The 19,800-nt window shown below is 56.8% G+C and carries 17 protein-coding genes; 9 read left to right on the forward strand and 8 right to left on the reverse strand.

Features of this window, described 5'->3' with window-relative positions:
- Positions 1 to 149 precede the first annotated feature (149 nt).
- Positions 150 to 2,351, reverse strand: a complete 2,202-nt coding sequence (locus tag F822_RS10590) for a primosomal protein N' (protein ID WP_025041648.1) — start codon at positions 2,349 to 2,351, stop codon at positions 150 to 152.
- A gap of 1,016 nt (positions 2,352 to 3,367) precedes the next feature.
- Between F822_RS10590 and F822_RS10600 the strand changes: the two genes are divergently transcribed.
- From F822_RS10600 to F822_RS10630, 7 genes are all read left to right on the forward strand, one after another.
- Positions 3,368 to 4,177 carry a methane monooxygenase/ammonia monooxygenase subunit C gene (locus tag F822_RS10600; RefSeq protein ID WP_053111335.1) on the forward strand — a complete coding sequence of 270 codons (810 nt, stop codon included), beginning with the start codon at positions 3,368 to 3,370 and terminating at the stop codon, positions 4,175 to 4,177.
- Positions 4,178 to 4,440: 263 nt separating this feature from the next.
- Positions 4,441 to 5,265 (forward strand): methane monooxygenase/ammonia monooxygenase subunit A, encoded by an 825-nt coding sequence (locus F822_RS10605; protein WP_025042266.1) that lies wholly within the window; start codon positions 4,441 to 4,443, stop codon positions 5,263 to 5,265.
- Entirely contained in the window at positions 5,265 to 6,515 is a 1,251-nt protein-coding gene (locus F822_RS10610; RefSeq protein ID WP_025042265.1) for a methane monooxygenase/ammonia monooxygenase subunit B, read from the forward strand. The genes F822_RS10605 and F822_RS10610 overlap by 1 nt, the downstream gene beginning before the upstream one ends.
- Before the next feature lie 278 nt (positions 6,516 to 6,793).
- On the forward strand, positions 6,794 to 7,336 hold the full coding sequence (locus tag F822_RS10615; RefSeq protein ID WP_231623408.1) for a hypothetical protein: 543 nt from the start codon (positions 6,794 to 6,796) through the stop codon (positions 7,334 to 7,336).
- 124 nt (positions 7,337 to 7,460) lie between these two features.
- On the forward strand, positions 7,461 to 8,042 hold the full coding sequence (locus F822_RS10620) for a hypothetical protein (protein ID WP_036576873.1): 582 nt from the start codon (positions 7,461 to 7,463) through the stop codon (positions 8,040 to 8,042).
- A gap of 196 nt (positions 8,043 to 8,238) precedes the next feature.
- Entirely contained in the window at positions 8,239 to 8,649 is a 411-nt protein-coding gene (locus tag F822_RS10625; protein ID WP_025042223.1) for a copper resistance CopC family protein, read from the forward strand.
- A complete protein-coding gene (locus tag F822_RS10630; protein WP_025042224.1) occupies positions 8,646 to 10,733 on the forward strand; it encodes a CopD family protein in 2,088 nt (695 codons plus the stop codon). The genes F822_RS10625 and F822_RS10630 overlap by 4 nt, the downstream gene beginning before the upstream one ends.
- A 60-nt stretch (positions 10,734 to 10,793) precedes the next feature.
- Here F822_RS10630 and scpB read toward each other — a convergent pair whose 3' ends face one another.
- From scpB to F822_RS10660, 6 genes are all read right to left on the reverse strand, one after another.
- Complete coding sequence (scpB, locus tag F822_RS10635) at positions 10,794 to 11,522, reverse strand: SMC-Scp complex subunit ScpB (protein ID WP_025042225.1); 729 nt, start codon at positions 11,520 to 11,522, stop codon at positions 10,794 to 10,796.
- A complete protein-coding gene (locus F822_RS10640; RefSeq protein WP_025042226.1) occupies positions 11,488 to 12,297 on the reverse strand; it encodes a segregation and condensation protein A in 810 nt (269 codons plus the stop codon). The genes scpB and F822_RS10640 overlap by 35 nt, the downstream gene beginning before the upstream one ends.
- An 89-nt stretch (positions 12,298 to 12,386) precedes the next feature.
- Positions 12,387 to 13,589: a tryptophan--tRNA ligase gene (locus F822_RS10645; protein WP_025042227.1), complete on the reverse strand. Its 1,203-nt coding sequence runs from the start codon at positions 13,587 to 13,589 to the stop codon at positions 12,387 to 12,389.
- 51 nt (positions 13,590 to 13,640) lie between these two features.
- Positions 13,641 to 14,288, reverse strand: a complete 648-nt coding sequence (locus tag F822_RS10650) for a site-2 protease family protein (protein WP_025042228.1) — start codon at positions 14,286 to 14,288, stop codon at positions 13,641 to 13,643.
- Positions 14,281 to 14,913 (reverse strand): L-threonylcarbamoyladenylate synthase, encoded by a 633-nt coding sequence (locus F822_RS10655; protein WP_025042229.1) that lies wholly within the window; start codon positions 14,911 to 14,913, stop codon positions 14,281 to 14,283. Before F822_RS10655 ends, F822_RS10650 begins: the two co-directional genes overlap by 8 nt.
- A gap of 172 nt (positions 14,914 to 15,085) precedes the next feature.
- Entirely contained in the window at positions 15,086 to 15,928 is an 843-nt protein-coding gene (locus F822_RS10660) for a 3',5'-nucleoside bisphosphate phosphatase (protein WP_025042230.1), read from the reverse strand.
- Positions 15,929 to 16,304: 376 nt separating this feature from the next.
- Between F822_RS10660 and cysG the strand changes: the two genes are divergently transcribed.
- Positions 16,305 to 17,777: a siroheme synthase CysG gene (gene cysG, locus F822_RS10670; RefSeq protein WP_025042232.1), complete on the forward strand. Its 1,473-nt coding sequence runs from the start codon at positions 16,305 to 16,307 to the stop codon at positions 17,775 to 17,777.
- A gap of 52 nt (positions 17,778 to 17,829) precedes the next feature.
- Positions 17,830 to 18,360: an REP-associated tyrosine transposase gene (locus F822_RS10675; protein ID WP_025042233.1), complete on the forward strand. Its 531-nt coding sequence runs from the start codon at positions 17,830 to 17,832 to the stop codon at positions 18,358 to 18,360.
- 329 nt (positions 18,361 to 18,689) lie between these two features.
- Here F822_RS10675 and F822_RS10680 read toward each other — a convergent pair whose 3' ends face one another.
- Entirely contained in the window at positions 18,690 to 19,706 is a 1,017-nt protein-coding gene (locus F822_RS10680) for an IS110 family RNA-guided transposase (RefSeq protein ID WP_025042270.1), read from the reverse strand.
- Between the last annotated feature and the right edge of the window lie 94 nt (positions 19,707 to 19,800).

Consider the following 19,800-nt stretch of genomic DNA (forward strand, 5'->3'; position numbering starts at 1 on the left):
AAATCAAAAGACCTGCCCGGGACCTTCTATAGCCATCCGCGACGTCGAAGCACGTGGGAATCTGTGATCTCTGGTATCCGTAACAAGGTCATCAAAGAGTGTTTCGCAGGAATGTTTCTTGGGGTGGTGGTAAAAAAGATCATTCGGGTTCAGAACTCAAGCGGATCTATGTCCAGAGTCCATCGCACTTTGTAGCTGGGAAGTGCGTCGAGTTTTATCCGCCATCCGGCAAGGAATTCCTGCAATTTTTTACGCGACCTACATTGTACTAGTAAATAGCCGCGTTCCATTCCCTTCAGGCGTGACATTTGTGCCGGAACCGGATCGAATACTTCAACCTGCTTTGGTGCCTTCGCTATCGATGCCGCGCTGGCGAGAAAATCCAGCGCGGCATCGATTCTGGGCGCTTCGGCGCGCAATAAAACCTGATAGACGAATGGTGGGAACCCCGCCGTCTTTCTTTCTTCCAGCAGCGTTTGTGCGAGCAGGTCATAATTATGCTGCCGTAGTGCGTGATACAGCGGATGGTCCGGAAACTCGGTTTGAATCAGTACTTCTCCGGGTATATCGGCACGTCCGGCTCGGCCCGCGACTTGCATCAACTGCGCGAACAGGCGCTCCGAGGCCCGGAAATCCGTACTGAACAGCGAGGCATCTGAATTCAGGGTGACCACCAGGGACAAATTAGGAAAATCGTGTCCCTTCGCGAGAATTTGCGTCCCAACCAGAATGTCGACGCGATGTTCCTGAATGTCTTTCAGCATTCGCCCCCAAGCATCTTTTCGGCTTGTGCTGTCGCGATCTATGCGCATGATTCGAGCGTCGGGAAAACGTTGGATCAACGCAGCCTCCACCCGCTGGGTGCCATGCCCGAAGGGGGCAATGTCCTGATCCCCGCATTCCTGGCAGAAACCGGGAAATCGTTCCTGATGACCGCAATGGTGGCAACGCAATTTTTTCTCGCGCAGGTGCACGACCAGGCGGCTGGCGCAGCGGTGACAGACCGCCGTCCATCCGCATGACTTGCATAGCAGCACCGGCGCATAACCACGCCGGTTTATGAAAACCAGGCTTTGCTGATTTAACGAAAGGCACTTCTCGAGAGCGGCGATCACGGGCTCGGAAAAGCTTTCTTTGGTTTTTACAGCTCGGGTGTCGATACAGCGGACCATTGGCAGGACGGCGTTCTTCACCGCACGCGACGGCAGCCCTAACCGGAGATAGCGGCCGGACATGGCGTTGTAATAACTTTCAAGCGACGGGGTGGCGGAGCCAAGTATTACCGGCACACCGGCATACTTGGCACGAAAGATAGCGACGTCTCGCGCAGAATAGCGCAAGCCATCCTGTTGCTTGAATGAGGCGTCCTGTTCCTCATCCACTATCAGCAGCCCAAGCTTTGGCAATGGCGTGAATACCGCCAGGCGAGTGCCCAATATTATTTCCGCATCGCCCTGCTGCGCTTGCAGCCAGCCGGCTGCACGTTCGGAAGGGCTGAGCCCGCTATGGAGACTTACCAGCTTCACTGCGGGAAAGCGCGCACGGAAGACGGCCTCCAACTGTGGTGTCAGATTGATCTCAGGAACGAGCACCAGTGTTTGCCGCGCTTGTTGCAACAGCAGCGAAATCAGACGCAGGTATACCTCGGTTTTCCCGCTGCCGGTAACCCCATGCAGCAGCCACGCGTTGAACGCACTTATTTTCGGAGCAATCACATCGATGGCATTTTGCTGCGCGGGGGTAAGGATGGGCACCGGCGCTGTTTTGGCACCGGAAGCCGAAGTTTCGAAAGGCGTAACGGCTATTTCTTCAACCCACCGAAGCGCTACCAGTTCCTTCAGGGCCTGGGGAGCCCGCTGCGAGAATTGCTTTGCCTCACTGCCGGTCATTGCAACCGATTCTCTCAGTTTTGCTAAAAGTCTTCGTTTGATGATACTGCGGGCCGGAATCGCTGACGTGTCGGCGGCGTGCCCCGCTGCGGTGAGGCAATAGTGAAATGCAGATGGAAAATTTTGGGTAAAAGGTTTATTGCTGCGCAACCGGGTCGGCAGTCCATTCATGACCACCTCCCCCAGAGGATGATGATAGTACTCGCTACAGAAATGAAATAGATCAAGCAATGCCGGGGACAGAGAGGGAATATCCCGAAATATATGCGTAATATGCTTGAGCTTGAGGGGGTCCACAGAAGAGTGAGTAGTCACTTCCATGATCAACCCAGTCTTCGTATTTCTTCCGAAGGGAACGCGCACGCGCCTGCCGATATCTTGCGCCGTTATCTCGGTATCCGGTGCAAGATAATCGAATAGAGTATTCAGGGGAACATCAAGCGCGACGCGTACGATGGGCATGCGGGTAGGAGTGTATTGAAAACGAGCTTGAGTTTATTGGCGTGCAAGAATCGTGGAAATACAGCATGTCAGGTTCTTGCTGATTCGGCGCAATGGCAACTTGAACATTGAGCAGAGATCCGTCCAGCCTGCTTGATAAATAAAACCTTTACGCGCATTCAATGCTGTTCTGCTCGTTTCTCGTCCATGGGGTTTTTGGTAGCCTGTTTTGGCGGTCTACAGAGATCAAGAGGAGGCCAGAAAAATTGCAATCGTTGCGCGCACATCCAAACAAAGCATATCAAAGCATACCGTACTTGGAACAATTCAAGGCGAATATGATCCGCGGCATGAAAAGCGGTATTCAAGGCTCATCCATGCCTAGCTATTTACTTAAAATGTCGGATTTTTTTACAGCTATTTGCGTAAAATTCGAGAATAAGTTACAAGTTATTGATATCAAATATATATAAATGCTGGCACGGGATATGCTTGCGGAAATAACAATGCACGACCGTAGCAGAAGCTGAGCCGATGCTACTTATGCAGTTTTGCGGTAACAGACTGAATTCAAAATTTTACTTTTTTTAAGTTTCAAATAAAGATCAGTATGAGCGAAGAATGTATGTAAACCCCCACAAATTTGGCATGGAAATTGCTATACAAGATGCTCTATTGTAGTCCCGACAAACTGCTTGACTTAGGGCATCTTCGGGGATAGTCTTTATGGGGTTATGGGTATGTAACGTATTGGTAACACCGTATTCAGAAACGCAGGCATAGAGAAACACATGAAACACGTTGGACCGTATCGAGCAACACCAGCAGCCTAAGCAACACCGGAAGTATCGAGCAACACCCGAAGCATTGAGCAGTAAACCAGACATAACGAGCAACACCAGATTGAAGGAAAGAAGGACAGCAACAAATTATCGAAGCTTCTACCGGCATGGAGTAGTTCAGGAACAGAGGGGCAGGACAAGCTGGTAGAGCGCGCAGCACTTGATCAACGAAACAAGGCAACAGGAGGAAACAACATGGCAACAACACTAGGAACGTCGGGTCACGCCAAGGCAAGCGGCCGGGACTACGACATGTCGGAGTGGTATGACTCGAGGTGGTACAAATTCGGGCTCATCACCATGCTGCTGGTAGCGATATTCTGGGTCTGGTATCAACGGACCTTCGCCTACTCGCACGGCATGGACTCCATGGAACCCGAGTTTGAAAAAGTATGGATGGGACTGTGGCGCGTCCACATGATCGTCATGCCGATCTTTGCCCTCATCACCTGGGGCTGGATCTGGAAGACCCGCGACACCAACCTGGACAACCTTGACCCCAAACTGGAAGTCAAGCGTTACTTCTACTGGATGATGTGGCTTGGCGTCTACCTGTTTGGCGTTTACTGGGGCGGCAGCTTCTTCACCGAGCAGGACGCCTCCTGGCACCAGGTCATCATCCGCGACACCAGCTTCACCCCCAGCCACGTAGTCGTATTCTACGGCTCCTTCCCCATGTACATCGTCTGCGGCGTGGCAAGCTACCTGTACGCCATGACCCGCCTGCCGCTGTACTCCCGTGGCACCTCGTTCCCGCTCGTCATGGCCATTGCCGGACCGCTCATGATCCTGCCGAACGTAGGTCTGAACGAATGGGGTCATGCCTTCTGGTTCATGGAAGAACTCTTCAGCGCACCGCTGCACTGGGGCTTCGTCATCCTGGGCTGGTCGGGACTGTTTGCAGGCGGGATTGCAGCACAGATCATCACCCGCTACTCCAACCTGACCGACGTCGTCTGGAATGGCCAAAGCAAAGTCATCCTCAACAACCGGATCGTACCGTAACCTGAAAGACCGGCTGAACCCAAGTTCAGCCGGTCTTTTTGATTCGGCACCACCCGGACTCGAGGAACCCTGAGGAACCTTGGGCCGCCCTGCCGCCGCAACCCGACAGCAGAGCGGCCCGCCGCTACCGCCGCTGCGGCGAACAAAGACCCAGCCCAAAAAAAACAAGCTGGGGCGGAAAGAGGACAAGCAGCACCAAGCAACACGCAACAGCAACACATCATTCACGTATTAAGATCGTAGACATTTGAGGGGAGGGTGCGATGAGCAGAACCGATGAAATACTGAAGGCGGCCAAGATGCCGCCGGAAGCAGTAAAGATGTCCAGGATGATAGACGCGGTATATTTCCCGATTCTATGTATCCTCCTGGTTGGAACCTACCACATGCACTTCATGCTGCTGGCAGGCGACTGGGACTTCTGGCTGGACTGGAAAGACCGCCAATGGTGGCCGGTAGTGACCCCCATCGTGGGCATCACCTATTGCGCCGCCATCATGTACTACCTGTGGGTCAACTACCGGCTGCCCTTTGGCGCCACCCTCTGCGTCGTCTGCCTGCTGACCGGCGAATGGCTGACCCGCTACTGGGGCTTCTACTGGTGGTCGCACTACCCCATCAGCTTCGTCTTCCCCTCCACCATGATACCGGGCGCACTGGTCATGGACACCGTCATGCTGCTCACCCGCAACTGGATGATCACAGCCCTGGTTGGCGGAGGCGCATTCGGACTCCTGTTCTACCCGGGTAACTGGCCCATCTTTGGCCCGACCCACCTGCCGCTGGTAGCCGAAGGCGTATTGTTGTCGGTTGCTGACTACACCGGCTTCCTGTACGTTCGCACCGGCACCCCCGAGTACGTACGCAACATCGAACAAGGCTCACTCAGAACCTTTGGCGGCCACACCACCGTCATCGCCTCATTCTTTGCCGCCTTCGTCTCCATGCTCATGTTCTGCCTCTGGTGGTACTTCGGCAAACTTTACTGCACCGCATTCTTCTACGTCAAAGGAGCCCGTGGCCGCGTCACCATGAAAAACGACGTCACCGCATTTGGCGAAGAAGGCTTTCCCGAGGGGATCAAATAATGGAATTCAACAACCTCATCAAGCGCAGCCTGACCGGCCTGTGCGGCATGGCAGCCCTGGGCATGACCTTCATGCTCGACGTCACCCCGGCCCAGGCCCACGGCGAACGGTCCCAGGAACCCTTCCTGCGCATGCGTACCATCCAGTGGTACGACATGAAATGGGGACCTGAGACCACCAAAGTGAACGACCTGGCCAGCATGACCGGCAAATTTCACCTGGCCGAAGACTGGCCGCGTGCTGTTGGCAAACCGGGCCGCGCCTTCTTCAACGTCGGCAGCCCCAGCCCCGTGTTCGTACGCCTCTCCACCAAGCTGAACGGCGAACCGACCATGATTGCAGGCCCGCTCGAAATCGGACGCGACTACGCCTTCGAAGTCAGGCTCAAAGCCCGCATCCCGGGTCGCCATCACATGCACGCCATGCTGAACATCAAGGATGCAGGCCCGATTGCCGGCCCCGCCGCCTGGATGAACATCACCGGCAGCTGGGATGACTTCACCAACCCCGTCAAACTGCTGACAGGCGAGACCATCGATACCGAAACCTTCAACCTGGGCAACGGCCTCTTCTGGCACGCCCTGTGGATGGGACTGGGCATCTTCTGGATCGGCTACTACGTTGCCCGGCCCATGTTCCTGCCGCGCAGCCGCGTACTGCTGGCCTACGGCGACGAACTGCTGCTGGACCCGATGGACACCAAAGTGGCCTGGATCGTACTGCTTGCCACCATTGGACTCGTATGGGGCGGCTACCGTTACACCGAAAACAAGCATCCCTACACCGTGCCCATCCAGGCGGGTGAATCCAAGGTTGCCCCGTTGCCGGTGAAACCCAACCCCATCTCCATCAAAGTGACCCACGCCAACTACGACGTACCGGGGCGGGCACTGCGCGTCACCATGAGCGTCACCAACAGCGGCGATTCAGCCTACCGCATTGGCGAATTCACCACGGCCGGCATCCGGTTCATCAACAAAGTGGGCTTGAAGCACATGGACCGCAACTATCCGAAGGAACTCGTGGCCACCGGCTTATCGTTTGACAACGAGACCCCGATACAGCCGGGCGAGACCCGTGAAGTGAAGATGGAAGCGAAAGACGCACTGTGGGAAGTACAGCGGCTCATGGCCTTGCTGGGCGACCCGGAAAGCCGATTTGGCGGATTGCTCATGACATGGAACGACAGTGGCGATCGCAACATCAACAGCATAGCGGGCGCCGTCATACCGGTCTTCACCAAGCTCTAAGCCGCATGGGACACAAGGCCTAGCCCCGTCCCGCAAGGCATTGACACCGGTCCGCCGCCGTCGCCAGACGGAAAGGTGGATCGGTGTTTTTTATGCAGCATAAAAATAGTAGAATTAGCAAAGCAGCATCGGCATGACGACAGCCCACAGGCCTCCCGCCCGCGGACGAACGGCAAGCCCGCCCAAGTGGCGATTAGCTGAAACAGTGGATCCTGTAACTTCGTAACAACGAACAACGCGGAGAGAACCCGTTTGTGATTAGGCAAGTAACACAGGCAATGCTCATCCTGACCGCGGCGCTCTATGCCGGCGCGGCAGGCGCGCACGGAAAAGTCTCGCTGGAAGAAGACAGCTGCGTGCGCCGCATTGGCGAGAACATGGTGCACTTAAGCGCCTACCAGCCGCAATTTGAGCCCAGCGCCCAATACTGCACCGAAATCCCCAAGAGCGGAGACACCTACTTGGTAGTCGACCTGATCGACCCGGCCCTGCGCGAAATGCCCATCGGCATGCGCGTCGTCAGAGGCACCAGCGAAACCGACGACGAGACCGTAAGCTACCTGCGGCCAAGCTACCACCCCGACGGCGTGATCAAGGGCGAGACCAGCCTGGACCAGGGCCTCTATACCATCATCATCACCGCCGAAGGCCTGCCTCCCCTGCGCTACCAGTACCCCTTGCGGGTACAGATGATCAACTACGCGAACATATTCCGCACCGCGGTCGGGCCGCTGATCGCCCTGCTGCTTTTGATCCTGCTGGGATACAAGCTCATGAAATCCAAGCGCATGCAGCGCTGGCGTGCCTCGCGCCGCCCGTAGACCACGAAAACGACAAAACGAAACGAAACAAAGACAACCCGGACAACCCGGGCAGCCCCGGCGGCAACCTGAGTATCGGGCCGTAGGATCGACGATTCATCATTTCTTATAGGTGACCTTGATAATGTCCTTACCCTCTCTCAAACCCGCCCTCCTGGGCCTGATGCTGGGCCTGGCCCTGCCGCTGTCCACCCAAGTGCACGCCCACGGCGGACTCTCCCTGGCCGACGACATCTGCAAACTCACCATCGGCCCCTATACCATGCACTTTACCGGCTACCAGCCGGAAAGCACCCAGGAGAAAGAATTCTGCGAAGACATCCCGGCCGTCGGCCGCACCGTCGTCGCCCTCGACTACATTGAAGAAGCGTTGCGGCCCCTGCCCACCGAAGTGCGCATCATCCGCGATACCGGTGCGGCCGCAGGCGCGGAGGGAAACCTGGACGCCATCACCCTGCTGCATATCCCGGCCAAGGTCTACCCCAACGGCTCCATCAACTTCGAATACGACTTTCACCAGCCCGGCAAATTCGTAGGCCTGGTCACCGTCGCCGGCAAGGAGGAGTACGTCTCGCGCTTCCCCTTCTCCGTGGGCGAACCCAAAGGCACCTCGCCCTATCTCATCGGCGCCATCGCCGTCATTGTGGTCGGTGCCGGCGTCTTCTTCCTGCGCGGGCGTAAATCCACCACTGCCGGTGCCGCCTGAGAAGCAGCCAACCGGCGGCATGACCATGACCGGCGGCGATTGCCGCCGGGGCAGCGCCCGAACCAAACCGCAGCCATACAGTCCAAGTAACAGGTTCAGATAACAATAATATGGTCCGGATAAAAAGCCAAAAAAGACAGAAAAGATCAATCTGCCCACCCACCCTCGTGGCGTGGCACACGAAGAGGAGCCAAGAATGCAATCGATCATGATTTCCTCCCTCAAACAGGTCATGATGGGCAGTATCCTGCTCATGGCACTGGGGGCAGGGCTGCACAGCACCCCCGTCCTGGCGCACGCCATGCTGGTCAAGGCCGAACCGCCGCGCCGGGCGCAGCTCACCCAGACCCCCACGCAGGTACGGCTCTGGTTCAACGAAGAAATCGAAAAGGACTATGCCTCGCTTACCGTGCTGGACGCAGCCAAGGCTCCGGTCACCGACATCCGGCCGCACATCGCCGAGGACGACCGCAGAGCCATCGTATTGCCCTTGTCGCAACTCGCGCCCGGCAAATACACGGTAAAGTTCCGGGTGCTGTCGGTGGACGGCCACGTGGTTGACTCGTCCTACGACTTCACCGTAAAGAGCAAAACACCCGCCAAATGATCGAGGTCATCGCGACGCTGCTGCGCTGGTCACAGCTTGCGTCCAACATGATCCTGGTCGGAAGCTGCGTCTTCCTGGCCATTGCCGGCTCCATCCATTCCCCCTGGGTGGGCCGCCTGGAGCGGGCGCTGCCTTGGCTTGCGCTCATCCTCCTGGCCGGTTTGATGGGCATCCTCGCCACCACCACGGCCCAGGCCACCGGCATCGACGCCAACGCCTGGCATCCGCAGGCCTGGCTCGCACTCGTGCAGAATACCCACATGGGACACGTCTGGGCAGGACGCGCCGCCTGCGCCGCGCTCGTCTGCGCCATCGCCCTCTATATCCGCGTCTCCCCCCCGGCAAGATGGCAATACATCCTGTGCGCCACCGTCGCTTCCGCCACCTTGACCGTGGGCGCACTCGCCAGCCATGCCGCCGCCGAAGACCTGTCCTTCCTGTCCGTATTGCCCTACGCCTTGCACATCATCATGGCCAGCGTCTGGTTCGGCGCCCTGCCGGCCTTCCTGGTAGTCTGTTTCAGTTGCACCGAAGTGCCGCCCGGGCAGGAAAGCGGCGGGCGCGCCGGCATCCAGACAGCCGCCATCCAGCGCATCCACGCCGTGTTCCACGCGCGCGAAGCGTCGGCCACAGCCGACGCGCTCGCCTTGAAGCGCTTCTCCACCATGGCCCTGCCGGTCATGCTGACGGTGATCGCCACCGGCATCTTCATTACCTACCGCATGGTCGACAGCAGCTACAGCGCCCTGGTCGCCACCGAATACGGCTGGCTGCTCAACGGCAAGATCGCCCTGCTGCTGGTGGTGCTCGTCATCGCTGCGCGCGCGCGCAGCTGGCTGCCGCTGCTGGCCCAGCACGCCGATGGCCTGGCCGCGGCCGGTGGGCACCGGCTGCGCAAGTGGGTCAGCTTCGAATTCGTCATCGCGCTGGGCATCGTACTGCTGGCCACCATCGTGGCCAATACCGTTCCGGCCAAGCACGCCATCATCCAGAACTGGCCCTACTCCTTCCGCTTCTCCCTGGCCGCCACCTGGGGCGATCCGAGCGTGATGCTGCGCGTCTGGAGCGGCCTGGCGCTGCTGGCCGCCGCCGGCGCGGCGATCGCGTTCGGGCGTAGCCGAAAGTGGGACATGAAGCGCCGCCTGGGCATTCCGCTCCTGCTGGCTGCCGTGGCTCTGGGCGTGGGCCTGCCGCCCCTGGCGGTGGACGCCTACCCGGAAACCTACCGCAAGACGCCGGTGCCGTTCGATACCATTTCCATCGCCAACGGCTCGGCCCACTTTGCCGAGAACTGCGTGCCCTGCCACGGCGCCCAGGGCAAGGGCAACGGCGTGATGGCCAAGAGCTTCGCCAAGCCGCCGGTGGACATGCTCACCGAGCCGCACACCGCCAAGCATACCGCCGGCGACTTCTTCCACTGGCTCTCCTTCGGCATTCCCGGCACCGGCATGCCCGAATTCGCCGACAGGCTCTCGGAGGAGGACCGCTGGGACGTGGTCAATTTCCTGCACGCCATGTCGCGCGGCTACCAGGCACGCCTGATGAGCCCGCAGGTCAAGCCGGAACAGCCGCAGCCCGGCATGGGCCCGCCCAATTTCTCCTATACCGCGCAGGATGGTTCCAGCGGTACCCTGAAGGATTTCCGCGGCAAGAAGAATGTGCTGCTGGTGCTGTTCTCGTGGCCGCAGTCGCGTGAGCGGCTGGCGCAGCTGCGCGATTTCGATGCCAGGCTGGCCGCGGCCAATACGGTGTTGCTGGTGGTGCCGGAGGATGACCCGGATTCGCACGAGCTGGAGCAGATCAAGGATAATGTGTCCTTACCGCTGGTGATCGACGGCGCGCACGAGATCGTGCAGAGCTATAAGCTGTTTCGGCGTACGTTGAACAAGGCTGATCTGCTGGGGGAGGGCACGCTGCCGCCGCACATGGAGTTCCTGGTGGACCGCTTCGGTTATCTGCGTGCGCGCTGGATTCCGGATGCGGATGGCCCGGGCTGGTCCAGCACCGATATGCTGATGCAGCAGGTCGCTCAGCTTAATCGGGAAAAGGAAATATTGCCTCCGCCGGGGGATCATGTGCATTGATCAGCACCGGCTGGTTCCGCTGTTCGGTGGCTTGGCGCTCACAAGCGCCCGTTGCAAAAGTTATTTTTGCTCACCCGCCTTAGGCGCCGGGGCCGCCTGAGGGACTGGTGGGGCTTGTGATACCGGCGAAGCTTGCAAAAGGGGCGTCCCTGACGCGGTAGGGCTCGGGGGGGCAGCGGGGACTTGATCCGACGTCACTTCCATGGCGCCTTCGGGTTCGATCAACGATCCCAATTCTTCCAGGGGTGGCAACTCCTCGATGGCACACAGATTCAAATCGTTGAGAAAACCCGCTGTCGTTGCGTACAAGGCTGGTCGACCGGGGACGTCGCGATGTCCAACAGTTGTTATCCAGCCACGCGACTCCAGCGCCTTGAGCACAGGCCCCGAGACAGCAACACCTCGTATTTCCTCGATGTCGCCACGTGTTACCGGTTGGCGATACGCAATGATGGAAAGCGTTTCCAGCACAGCACGAGAGTATCGCGGCGGTTTCTGGGGGTTAAGCCGGTCAAGAAATTCCTGCATCTCCGGCCGGGTACGGAAGCGCCAGCCACCGGCAATACTCACCAGTTCCACTCCCTTCCCATCCCAGTCCTGGCGCAACTCTTCGAGTAATCGACGCAGAACTTCCGCACTCAGTTCCCCATTGAATAGCTTCTTCAGTTCCGCTAACGGTAACGGGTCCTGGCTGGTAAGTAACGCCGCCTCCAGAATTTGTTTAATTCCCCGAGGATTGGACGCCTCTGCAATACTAACTGGCGATGAGGGCACTGATTGGCCTGACATAAATAATCCCGAAAGCGCGAGGCTGACTTACCTCCACCTGGTTTTCCCTGACAAGTTCCAGCAGCGCTAGAAAAGTTACCACCAATTCCGGCACCCCGGCAGCAGAATTGAACAATTCGTTGAACTCGACAAAGTTCTGTCCCTGTAATTGAAGCAGAATCCGGCTCATATGGGCCCGAACCGAAAGCTCTTCCCGAGTGATATGGTGCCGCCGATTCACATTGGAGCGCGCCATCAGCATAAGCCAGGCGTCGCGAAGATTATCAACGCTGACATCCGGCAAGTACTCAATCACCGCTTGATCAATCTGGATTCCAGCTACCGTAAAATCACGTCCGGCTTGCGGCAACTCATTGAGCCTCTGCGCGGCGACTTTCATTTGTTCGTATTCCAGAAGGCGCCGCATCAGTTCGGCGCGCGGGTCACTTTCCTCCTCAGCCAGCAAAACAGGCAGCGGCAGCAGCATACGGGATTTAATTTCAATCAGAACCGCAGCCATCAGGAGATATTCCGCCGCCAGCTCCAGTTTATTAGCCCGCATCATTTCGATGTAGCCCATATATTGCCGCGTGAGCTCCGCCATGGGAACATCCAGCACATCCAGGTTATGTTTGCGGATAAGATAAAGCAGCAGATCGAGCGGCCCCTGAAAGGTGTCGAGAAATACTTCCAGCGCATCCGGCGGGATATACAAATCCGAAGGCAGTTCGGCCAGCGGTTCACCATGGATCTTCGCAACCGAATTAGTGACGGGAGGGTAAGAAGAATCGTTCACTTTGAATATCCGCACGCGCTCTGCATGTGCTTGCTATTCCATCTCGCTACAGACACTACATCGACCCATGAAAAGTCGCTGAGACGCTCTCAAGAGTAATCCAGCCCCATCGCTTCCCTGACATCCCGCATAGTCTCCTGAGCCAGTCTATCGGCTTTCTCACACCCATCGGCGATGATGTTCCGCACTAGGCTGGGATCTTCCTCATACATCCGGGCGCGTTCATGCATGGGCTTCTGTTCAGCCAATATCGCATCGATGACAGGTTGCTTGCAGTCCAGGCAGCCGATACCGGCGCTTACGCAACCCTCCTGCGCCCATTTTTTGGTCTCCTCGCTCGAATAGACCAGGTGGAATTGCCACAGCGGGCATTTGGCGGGGTCGCCAGGATCACTGCGCCGGACACGTGCCGGATCCGTCGGCATGGTGCGAATTTTCTTTATCACACTGGCGGGATCCTCCCGCAAGCTGATGGTGTTATTGTACGATTTGGACATCTTCTGTCCATCCAGCCCCGGCATTTTTGAAGCGAGAGTGAGCATCACTTCCGGTTCGGAAAGAATCATTTTTCCGCCACCTTCGAGATATCCGAATAATCGCTCCTGGTCACCCAGGCTCACATTCTGCTGCTCGTCCAGCAATGATTTCGCCGCGGCTAGCGCCTGTTGATCGCCGTGCTCCTGGTAGCGATTTCGTAACTCACGATAGACCCTGGATTTTTTTGAACCCAGTTTTTTTATTGCCGCCTCCGCTTTCTCGCGGAATCCCGCTTCCTTGCCATATATGTGGTTAAAGCGACGGGCAATTTCGCGGGTAAACTCGATATGCGGCGCCTGATCCTCGCCCACCGGCACGCGCGTGGCGCGATAAATGAGAATATCCGCGCTTTGCAGCAGGGGATAACCCAGAAAGCCGTAAGTGCTCAGTTCCCTCTCGGACAATTTTTCCTGCTGATCCTTATAAGAAGGCACGCGTTCCAGCCAACCCAGCGGTGTAATCATCGAAAGCAGCAAATGCAGTTCGGCGTGTGCCGGCACACGCGACTGGATGAACAATGTTGCCTGTGCCGGGTCCACGCCTGCAGCAAGCCAATCTATCACCATATCCCAGACATGTTGCTCGATCACTTCCGGTGTATCGTAGTGAGTCGTGAGAGCATGCCAGTCGGCAACGAAGAACAGACATTCAAACTGGTGCTGCAGCTCTACCCAATTCTTCAGCACGCCGTGATAATGCCCCAAATGCAGGGCACCGGTGGGACGCATCCCCGACAAAACCCGATCAGCGAACATACTTTACTTACCCTCAATTATCCTTGGCCAGAATTCCTGGTCAACCGTTCACTACACTTCGAATCCAAATACCCACGCTACCAACTGTATCGTAATGGCGATAAAAGGTCCGATCACCGCACCTAATATGCCTGTCATCAAAAGCAGCACGAGTATCATAAAACCGTAAGGTTCAATTTTCGCAAAATGCTGCGCCAAATGGGGTGGCAGCAGGCTTACCGCCACGCGGCCCCCGTCCAGCGGCGGCAGAGGCAGCAGATTCAGCACCATTAATACCACATTGATTTTGATACCCGCTTCGCCCATCAAAATCAAGGGCGTCGAGAGATCGCTCTCAGGCAGGTCGAGGCCAACCTTGATCATGAACCCCCACACCAACGCCATGAAAAGATTTGCACCCGGCCCAGCCAATGCTACCCAGAGCATATCCTGCTTGGGGCGGCGCAATGCCGCGAAGTTGACCGGTACCGGCTTGGCCCAGCCAAACAGGATGCCGCCCAGCCACAGCGTTACCAGGGGAAGCAGAATTGTACCGATGGGATCGATATGCCGCAGCGGATTAAGGCTGACGCGTCCCTGTGAATAGGCGGTGAGATCGCCAAAATGCTTGGCCACATACCCATGCGCGGCTTCATGCAGCGTAATGGCAAAAATTACCGGCAGTGCATAAATGGCAATACTCTGGATGATGCTATCCATGTATCTTTCCGAAAGGTTCAAGGCTGCCCTTGCCTTGCCGGGTGATTTCCGGCGTCTCCCCGGTCAAATCAACCACGGTACTCATCTCCAGACCGCATGCGCCGCCGTCCAGCACCAGCTCGACATGGTGCTCCAGCCGCGCGCGGATTTCCTCCGCATCATTCAGGGGAAGCTCATCCCCGGGTAATATCAAGGTGGAACTCAACAACGGCTCATCCAACTCCGCCAGCAACGCCTGAACCACGGGATGATCGGGAATCCGCACACCGATGGTGTTGCGTTTCGGATGCAGCAAGCGGCGCGGCACCTCTCGCGTCGCCTGGAAGATAAAAGTATAACTGCCGGGCGTGCTGGCCTTGAGCAGCCTGTGTTCGCGATTATCGAATTTTGCGTAACGGGAAATTTCGGCCAGATCGCGGCACATCAGGGTAAAGTGATGGTCTTCACCCACTTGCCGAATGGCGCGAATGCGCGTCATGACGTTCTTGTCGCCCAGCTGGCCCCCCAGCGCATAACACGAATCGGTAGGGTAGGCAATGACACCCCCTGCGCGTACGATAGCTGCCGCCTGCCGTATCAGGCGTACCTGAGGGTTAGCCGGGTGAATGGAAAAGAATTGGGCCACGTGAGAAACAGTTTTTAATTATAATTTTAGGGCATCCGTAAAAAATCGTATGCTTCAGGCAGGTCCAATTACTAATTGTCGACCGCCAGGACGCAAACAAAAGTCGCTGAGATGTCATTGCATCTTCCGAATATGCATCTGTAGTGAGCGTGGCGAACATACAACTCACCCATTATGCCGCCACTTTCCAGTCATGCCATACCGGCTTGCAGTAATCAGGCAGTGGCGGCATCCGGCCCAGATCGAAATAGCTCTCGCCCGGTCCATGAAAATCCGAGCCGCGCGAAGCCAATAAACCCAGCCGCTGGCTATGGCGCGCGAACAGCAAGGATTGTTCCGGCGTGTGGCTGGCGGTGATGACCTCGATCGCTTCTCCACCAAGGGTACGAAATTCAAGCAGCAGCTCGTCCAATGCACCCTTGCCCAGTTTGTAACGGCCAGGATGGGCAATCACAGCTCTGCCACCGCTGTTGCGTATCCAATCGATGGCGTCGCTCAAGGGTGCCCACTGATGCGGTGCATACCCGGGTTTGCCCTTGACAAGATATTTTTTGAAGACCGATCTGACGTCTTTGGCGTAACCCTGCTGGACCAGAAAACGTGCGAAGTGCAGCCGACCTATCAGGTGCCCATTGCCGGCATTCTTGCAAGCGCCTTCAAAACTGCCGTGAATGCCGAATTTGTCGAGCTGCGCCGCGATTTTGCCGGCTCGCACCGTCCGGCCCTCGCGTATCGAAGTCAGGCCCTGCGCGAGTTGCGGGTGTTCCGGGTCTATGCCAAGCCCGACAATGTGCAGGGTCTGGCCGCGCCAGTTAACGGAGATTTCCACCCCATTGATAAAGATGATGTTTTTCTCGACCGCAGCCCGACGGGCTTCATCCAATCCAGCCACATCGTCGTGATCGGTCAACGCCAGCACCGCCACCCCCTGCGTGGCCGCGTGTTCCACCAGCTGCGTGGGCGTCAGCAAGCCGTCGGAAGCCGTGGAATGACAATGTAAATCAATGTTGAGCATGAAACCGGTTCGCGCGAAGCAAGAGACGCATCATAGCAAATAAGGAAGGGTATGAAAAATGAACCTCGGAAAAGAATCAAAAAGAATGCGGAGCTTGTATTTCAGCCGGAGGCGTGCGCACAAGACCGATAGCTGTAAATCAGCAATCAAGCAGCAGCAACATCCTTTCCGCGAAAGCGAAGTTTTCCTGAACCATGGGCGCGCCGGTTCCATATGCTTAAAATGGCTTATCGCCCAAAACGCCCAGAAACGATAAAGTCTTTCTTCGGGGGAGTTCTCGTACCGGCAGCTATAGATCTAACTTATCGGTTAGCTCATCTAATACGCATTTTCAGGTAAAGTACGAGGATACAGTCGTCGAACTCAAATGGAACAAATGGATTTCCTACCGATTTTTTTCAACATCAGAAACCGTAACTGCGTGGTGATCGGCGGTGGCGAAGTGGCCGCACGCAAGATTACGTTGCTGTTGCGCGCGGGTGCACATATCACGCTGGTTTCTCCACAGCTCGGCGCGGATCTGCAAATACAACTCGATGGGGCACTGCGCGAGCAACTTGAGCAGGGCAGGATTATCTATCGCGCCGAGACGTTCCATGCAGACCATCTGCATGATGCCGCGCTGGTCATTGCCGCTACCAACGACCCCATAGTCAACCGGAAGGTGTCAGAGACCGCCGGGCGGTTGCATATTCCGGTCAACGTAGTCGATTCCCCCGCTTTATGCTCTTTCATCATGCCATCGATCATAGACCGGGCGCCTATTATAGTCGCGGTTTCGAGCGGGGGTGCATCCCCGGTGCTGGCACGATTGCTGCGAGCCCGTCTCGAAACCATGATACCCGCGGCATATGGACGTCTTGCGGCTTACGCAGCGGAGTTCCGCGATCGGGTGAAAGCAAGTTTCGCGCGCCCCGAGAAAAGGCGCAGATTCTGGGAAGGTGCACTGCAGGGACCGTTTGCCGAGATGATTTTTGCCGGCCGGGATCAGGCGGCCAGGGCTTATCTGGAGCGCCTGCTGGAAAACGAGGCTGACGGCTCAGGAAAGAGAGAGGCCGGGGAAGAGATGCAGGGAGAAGTTTATCTCGTAGGCGCCGGGCCGGGAGATCCCGAATTGCTGACTTTTCGAGCGATGCGCCTGATGCAGCAAGCGGACGTGGTGGTGTATGACCGCCTGGTTTCGCCCGAAGTACTCGATATGGTGCGCCGCGATGCGCTCCGCATTTATGCCGGCAAGGAACGCAGCAAGCACGTCATGCCACAGGAATCCATTAATGAGTTACTGGTACGGCTGGCGAAAGAAGGCAAACGCGTGCTGCGGCTGAAAGGCGGCGATCCGTTCATCTTTGGCCGTGGCGGCGAGGAAATCGAAACCCTGTCCAGCCAGGGCGTTCCTTTCCAGGTCGTACCGGGCATCACGGCGGCAACGGGGGCGGCATCCTATGCCGGTATCCCGCTCACGCATCGCGACTATGCTCAGTCGTGCGTTTTTGTGACCGGCCATCTCAAGGACGGGAGCGTGGATCTGGATTGGCCGATGCTGGCGCGGCCACATCAGACTATTGTGGTCTACATGGGGTTGCTTGGATTGCCCGTATTATGCCGCCAACTGATAGCGCATGGTCTGCCGGCTACAACCCCAGCCGCAATCGTGCAACAAGGAACCACTCATAAACAGCGCGTACTGACCGGTTCGCTGGAGACACTTCCCGATCTCACCACTTCCGCCAATCTCATCCCGCCGACACTCATCATCGTGGGTGAAGTCGTGAAACTACACCAGAAACTTGCCTGGTTCGAGCCAGAGAGCGATCTGCACGCTGGCGAGGGCGCAGCAAATAAAAAGTAGGGTACTAATTGGTGACGCGCATAGCGCCGTATGAAAATTTTCTCATTATTGCATGCCTGACTATCGACGCGCCTGGCATCCGGGTGGTACCTATTTCTTTACCGTTAACCTGTTGCAACGACAGGGTAACGACCTGCTAACCCGGCATATAGATTTGCTGCGCAAGGTGGTGGGGCTGGTACGGCAACGTCATCCTTTCATTATCCATGGCTGGGTGGTGCTGCCGGAGCATCTCCATTGCATCATCGAACTTCCACCTGGTGATACCGATTTTGCGACGCGGTGGCGGTTGATCAAACTTACATTTTCCAAGGCATTACCAATTACCGAGCGGCGCTCCAAGGTTCGAATAGCGCGTGGTGAACGCGGCATATGGCAACGTCGTTACTGGGAGCATTTGATTCGCGATGAGAAAGACTTCCATGCGCACATGGATTACGTTCACATCAATCCGCTCAAACACGGTTTGGTTAAACGGGTGAACGAATGGCCGTATTCCACCTTTCATCGGTTGGTTGAAAAGGGTATTTATCCGGCAGATTGGGCAGGAGGCGATGAAAATAAGCTTGAATATGAAGATTGACATATCGCTTCACTTCATACGGCGCAATGCGTTTCGCTTATTGTCGTATATGGACACCTCCCGTTTTGCAAGCAACCCGTGTTGATGGTTTTGGTTCAACTGCTTCCGTATATCCGGCTTCCTGTTGGGTAGCGAGGTACCTGAGCCATGATGGAATTCGCGCGTAAGTCTCAAATCGCCCTAGCGGCTTTGTCGATTGTTGCTTCGCCAGTGAGCCAACACAATAAGCTGAGTCACTTACGCCGGTCTGACCTGTTTGCCATCAATTCGTTTTGCTACGCAATCGTTGTTTGATGTCTCCTGCTAAACTTTCCTGGAACTGCCTGCTGTTATACCGCTGTTCGATACGTTTCCTCACGGCTCAGGATTGACCATGCAATACGGGCGTTCTTGTTCGCCAGTGCCACCGTCGCGATGTTTTTGTTGCGTCGTTTCGCCAGCCCCGTCACCCAGCGGCTACGGGCGTCTTCCTTGTTCTCCGCCGCCTTGAGCGCCGCTCGTGCGCCGTGTATCAGCAACATGCGTACGTATTTATCGCCGCGTTTGCTGATGCGCCCCAATTGGCTCTTGCCGCCACTGGAATGCTGGCTTGGCGTCAATCCCAGCCAGGCTGCCATGTCCCGGCCTTTGCAAAACTGTTTTCCGTTACCTACCGCAGACACCAGGGCGCTGGCGACGACCGGACCAATTCCTTCTACGCGCAGGAGCCGTTGGATGCGTTCGTCTTCCCGCGCCCTCTGGGCAATGCGGGCATCGTATTCTTTGATGTTGTCATCCAGCTTGCGCAATTCTTCCCCCAGCAGGCAGAGCAGTCGGCGGAAATCACTCAGCAGGCCATTCTCGCCATCTTCCAGCAGTTCGGGTATGGCTCGGCGCAATCTCGTCAGGGAGGCGGGAAGTACAATGCCGAATTCACCGAGCAAGCCGCGTATCTCATTGCTGAGTGCCGTGCGTGCCTTGATGAGCCGGGCGCGAATTCGGTGTTCCGCTTGCATTACTTGTTGTTCCACGCTCTTGACCTGAACAAAGCGCATGCTGGGACGGCTTACGGCTTCACAGATCGCTTCGGCATCATGCGCGTCGTTCTTGCCGCTCTTGACGTAGGGCTTGACGAATTGCGGCGACATCAGGCGTGCGTCGTGTCCCATCTCGCCCAACTCACGTGCCCAGTAGTGGGCACTGCCGCAGGCTTCCATGCCGATCAAAGTCGGCGCCAGCTTGCGGAAGTACGACAGCATCTGACCGCGCCGTAGCTGTTTCTTTACTACTGCCTTGCCGTGATGATCAACACCGTGAATCTGAAATACTTGCTTTGCCAAGTCTATGCCAATACAGGTAACATCCATTTCACACCTCCTCCTTCGACTGATTGGTTGGAATCTTCAGTCTGGCACATTACGATGCCGTTTAGGTAGGAGGTGTCCATTCCATTGCCCTACC

The organism is Nitrosospira briensis C-128 (genome assembly GCF_000619905.2).
Classification (GTDB): domain Bacteria; phylum Pseudomonadota; class Gammaproteobacteria; order Burkholderiales; family Nitrosomonadaceae; genus Nitrosospira; species Nitrosospira briensis.

Bases quoted from the DNA above. Each gene is read 5' to 3' on its own strand.
- F822_RS10590 (WP_025041648.1), bottom strand. From the start codon at position 2,351: ATGCCCATCGTACGCGTCGCGCTTGATGTTCCCCTGAATACTCTATTC.
- F822_RS10600 (WP_053111335.1), top strand. From the start codon at position 3,368: ATGGCAACAACACTAGGAACGTCGGGTCACGCCAAGGCAAGCGGCCGG.
- F822_RS10605 (WP_025042266.1), top strand. From the start codon at position 4,441: ATGAGCAGAACCGATGAAATACTGAAGGCGGCCAAGATGCCGCCGGAA.
- F822_RS10610 (WP_025042265.1), top strand. From the start codon at position 5,265: ATGGAATTCAACAACCTCATCAAGCGCAGCCTGACCGGCCTGTGCGGC.
- F822_RS10615 (WP_231623408.1), top strand. From the start codon at position 6,794: ATGCTCATCCTGACCGCGGCGCTCTATGCCGGCGCGGCAGGCGCGCAC.
- F822_RS10620 (WP_036576873.1), top strand. From the start codon at position 7,461: ATGTCCTTACCCTCTCTCAAACCCGCCCTCCTGGGCCTGATGCTGGGC.
- F822_RS10625 (WP_025042223.1), top strand. From the start codon at position 8,239: ATGCAATCGATCATGATTTCCTCCCTCAAACAGGTCATGATGGGCAGT.
- F822_RS10630 (WP_025042224.1), top strand. From the start codon at position 8,646: ATGATCGAGGTCATCGCGACGCTGCTGCGCTGGTCACAGCTTGCGTCC.
- scpB (WP_025042225.1), bottom strand. From the start codon at position 11,522: ATGTCAGGCCAATCAGTGCCCTCATCGCCAGTTAGTATTGCAGAGGCG.
- F822_RS10645 (WP_025042227.1), bottom strand. From the start codon at position 13,589: ATGTTCGCTGATCGGGTTTTGTCGGGGATGCGTCCCACCGGTGCCCTG.
- F822_RS10650 (WP_025042228.1), bottom strand. From the start codon at position 14,288: ATGGATAGCATCATCCAGAGTATTGCCATTTATGCACTGCCGGTAATT.
- F822_RS10660 (WP_025042230.1), bottom strand. From the start codon at position 15,928: ATGCTCAACATTGATTTACATTGTCATTCCACGGCTTCCGACGGCTTG.
- cysG (WP_025042232.1), top strand. From the start codon at position 16,305: ATGGATTTCCTACCGATTTTTTTCAACATCAGAAACCGTAACTGCGTG.
- F822_RS10675 (WP_025042233.1), top strand. From the start codon at position 17,830: ATGCCTGACTATCGACGCGCCTGGCATCCGGGTGGTACCTATTTCTTT.
- F822_RS10680 (WP_025042270.1), bottom strand. From the start codon at position 19,706: ATGGATGTTACCTGTATTGGCATAGACTTGGCAAAGCAAGTATTTCAG.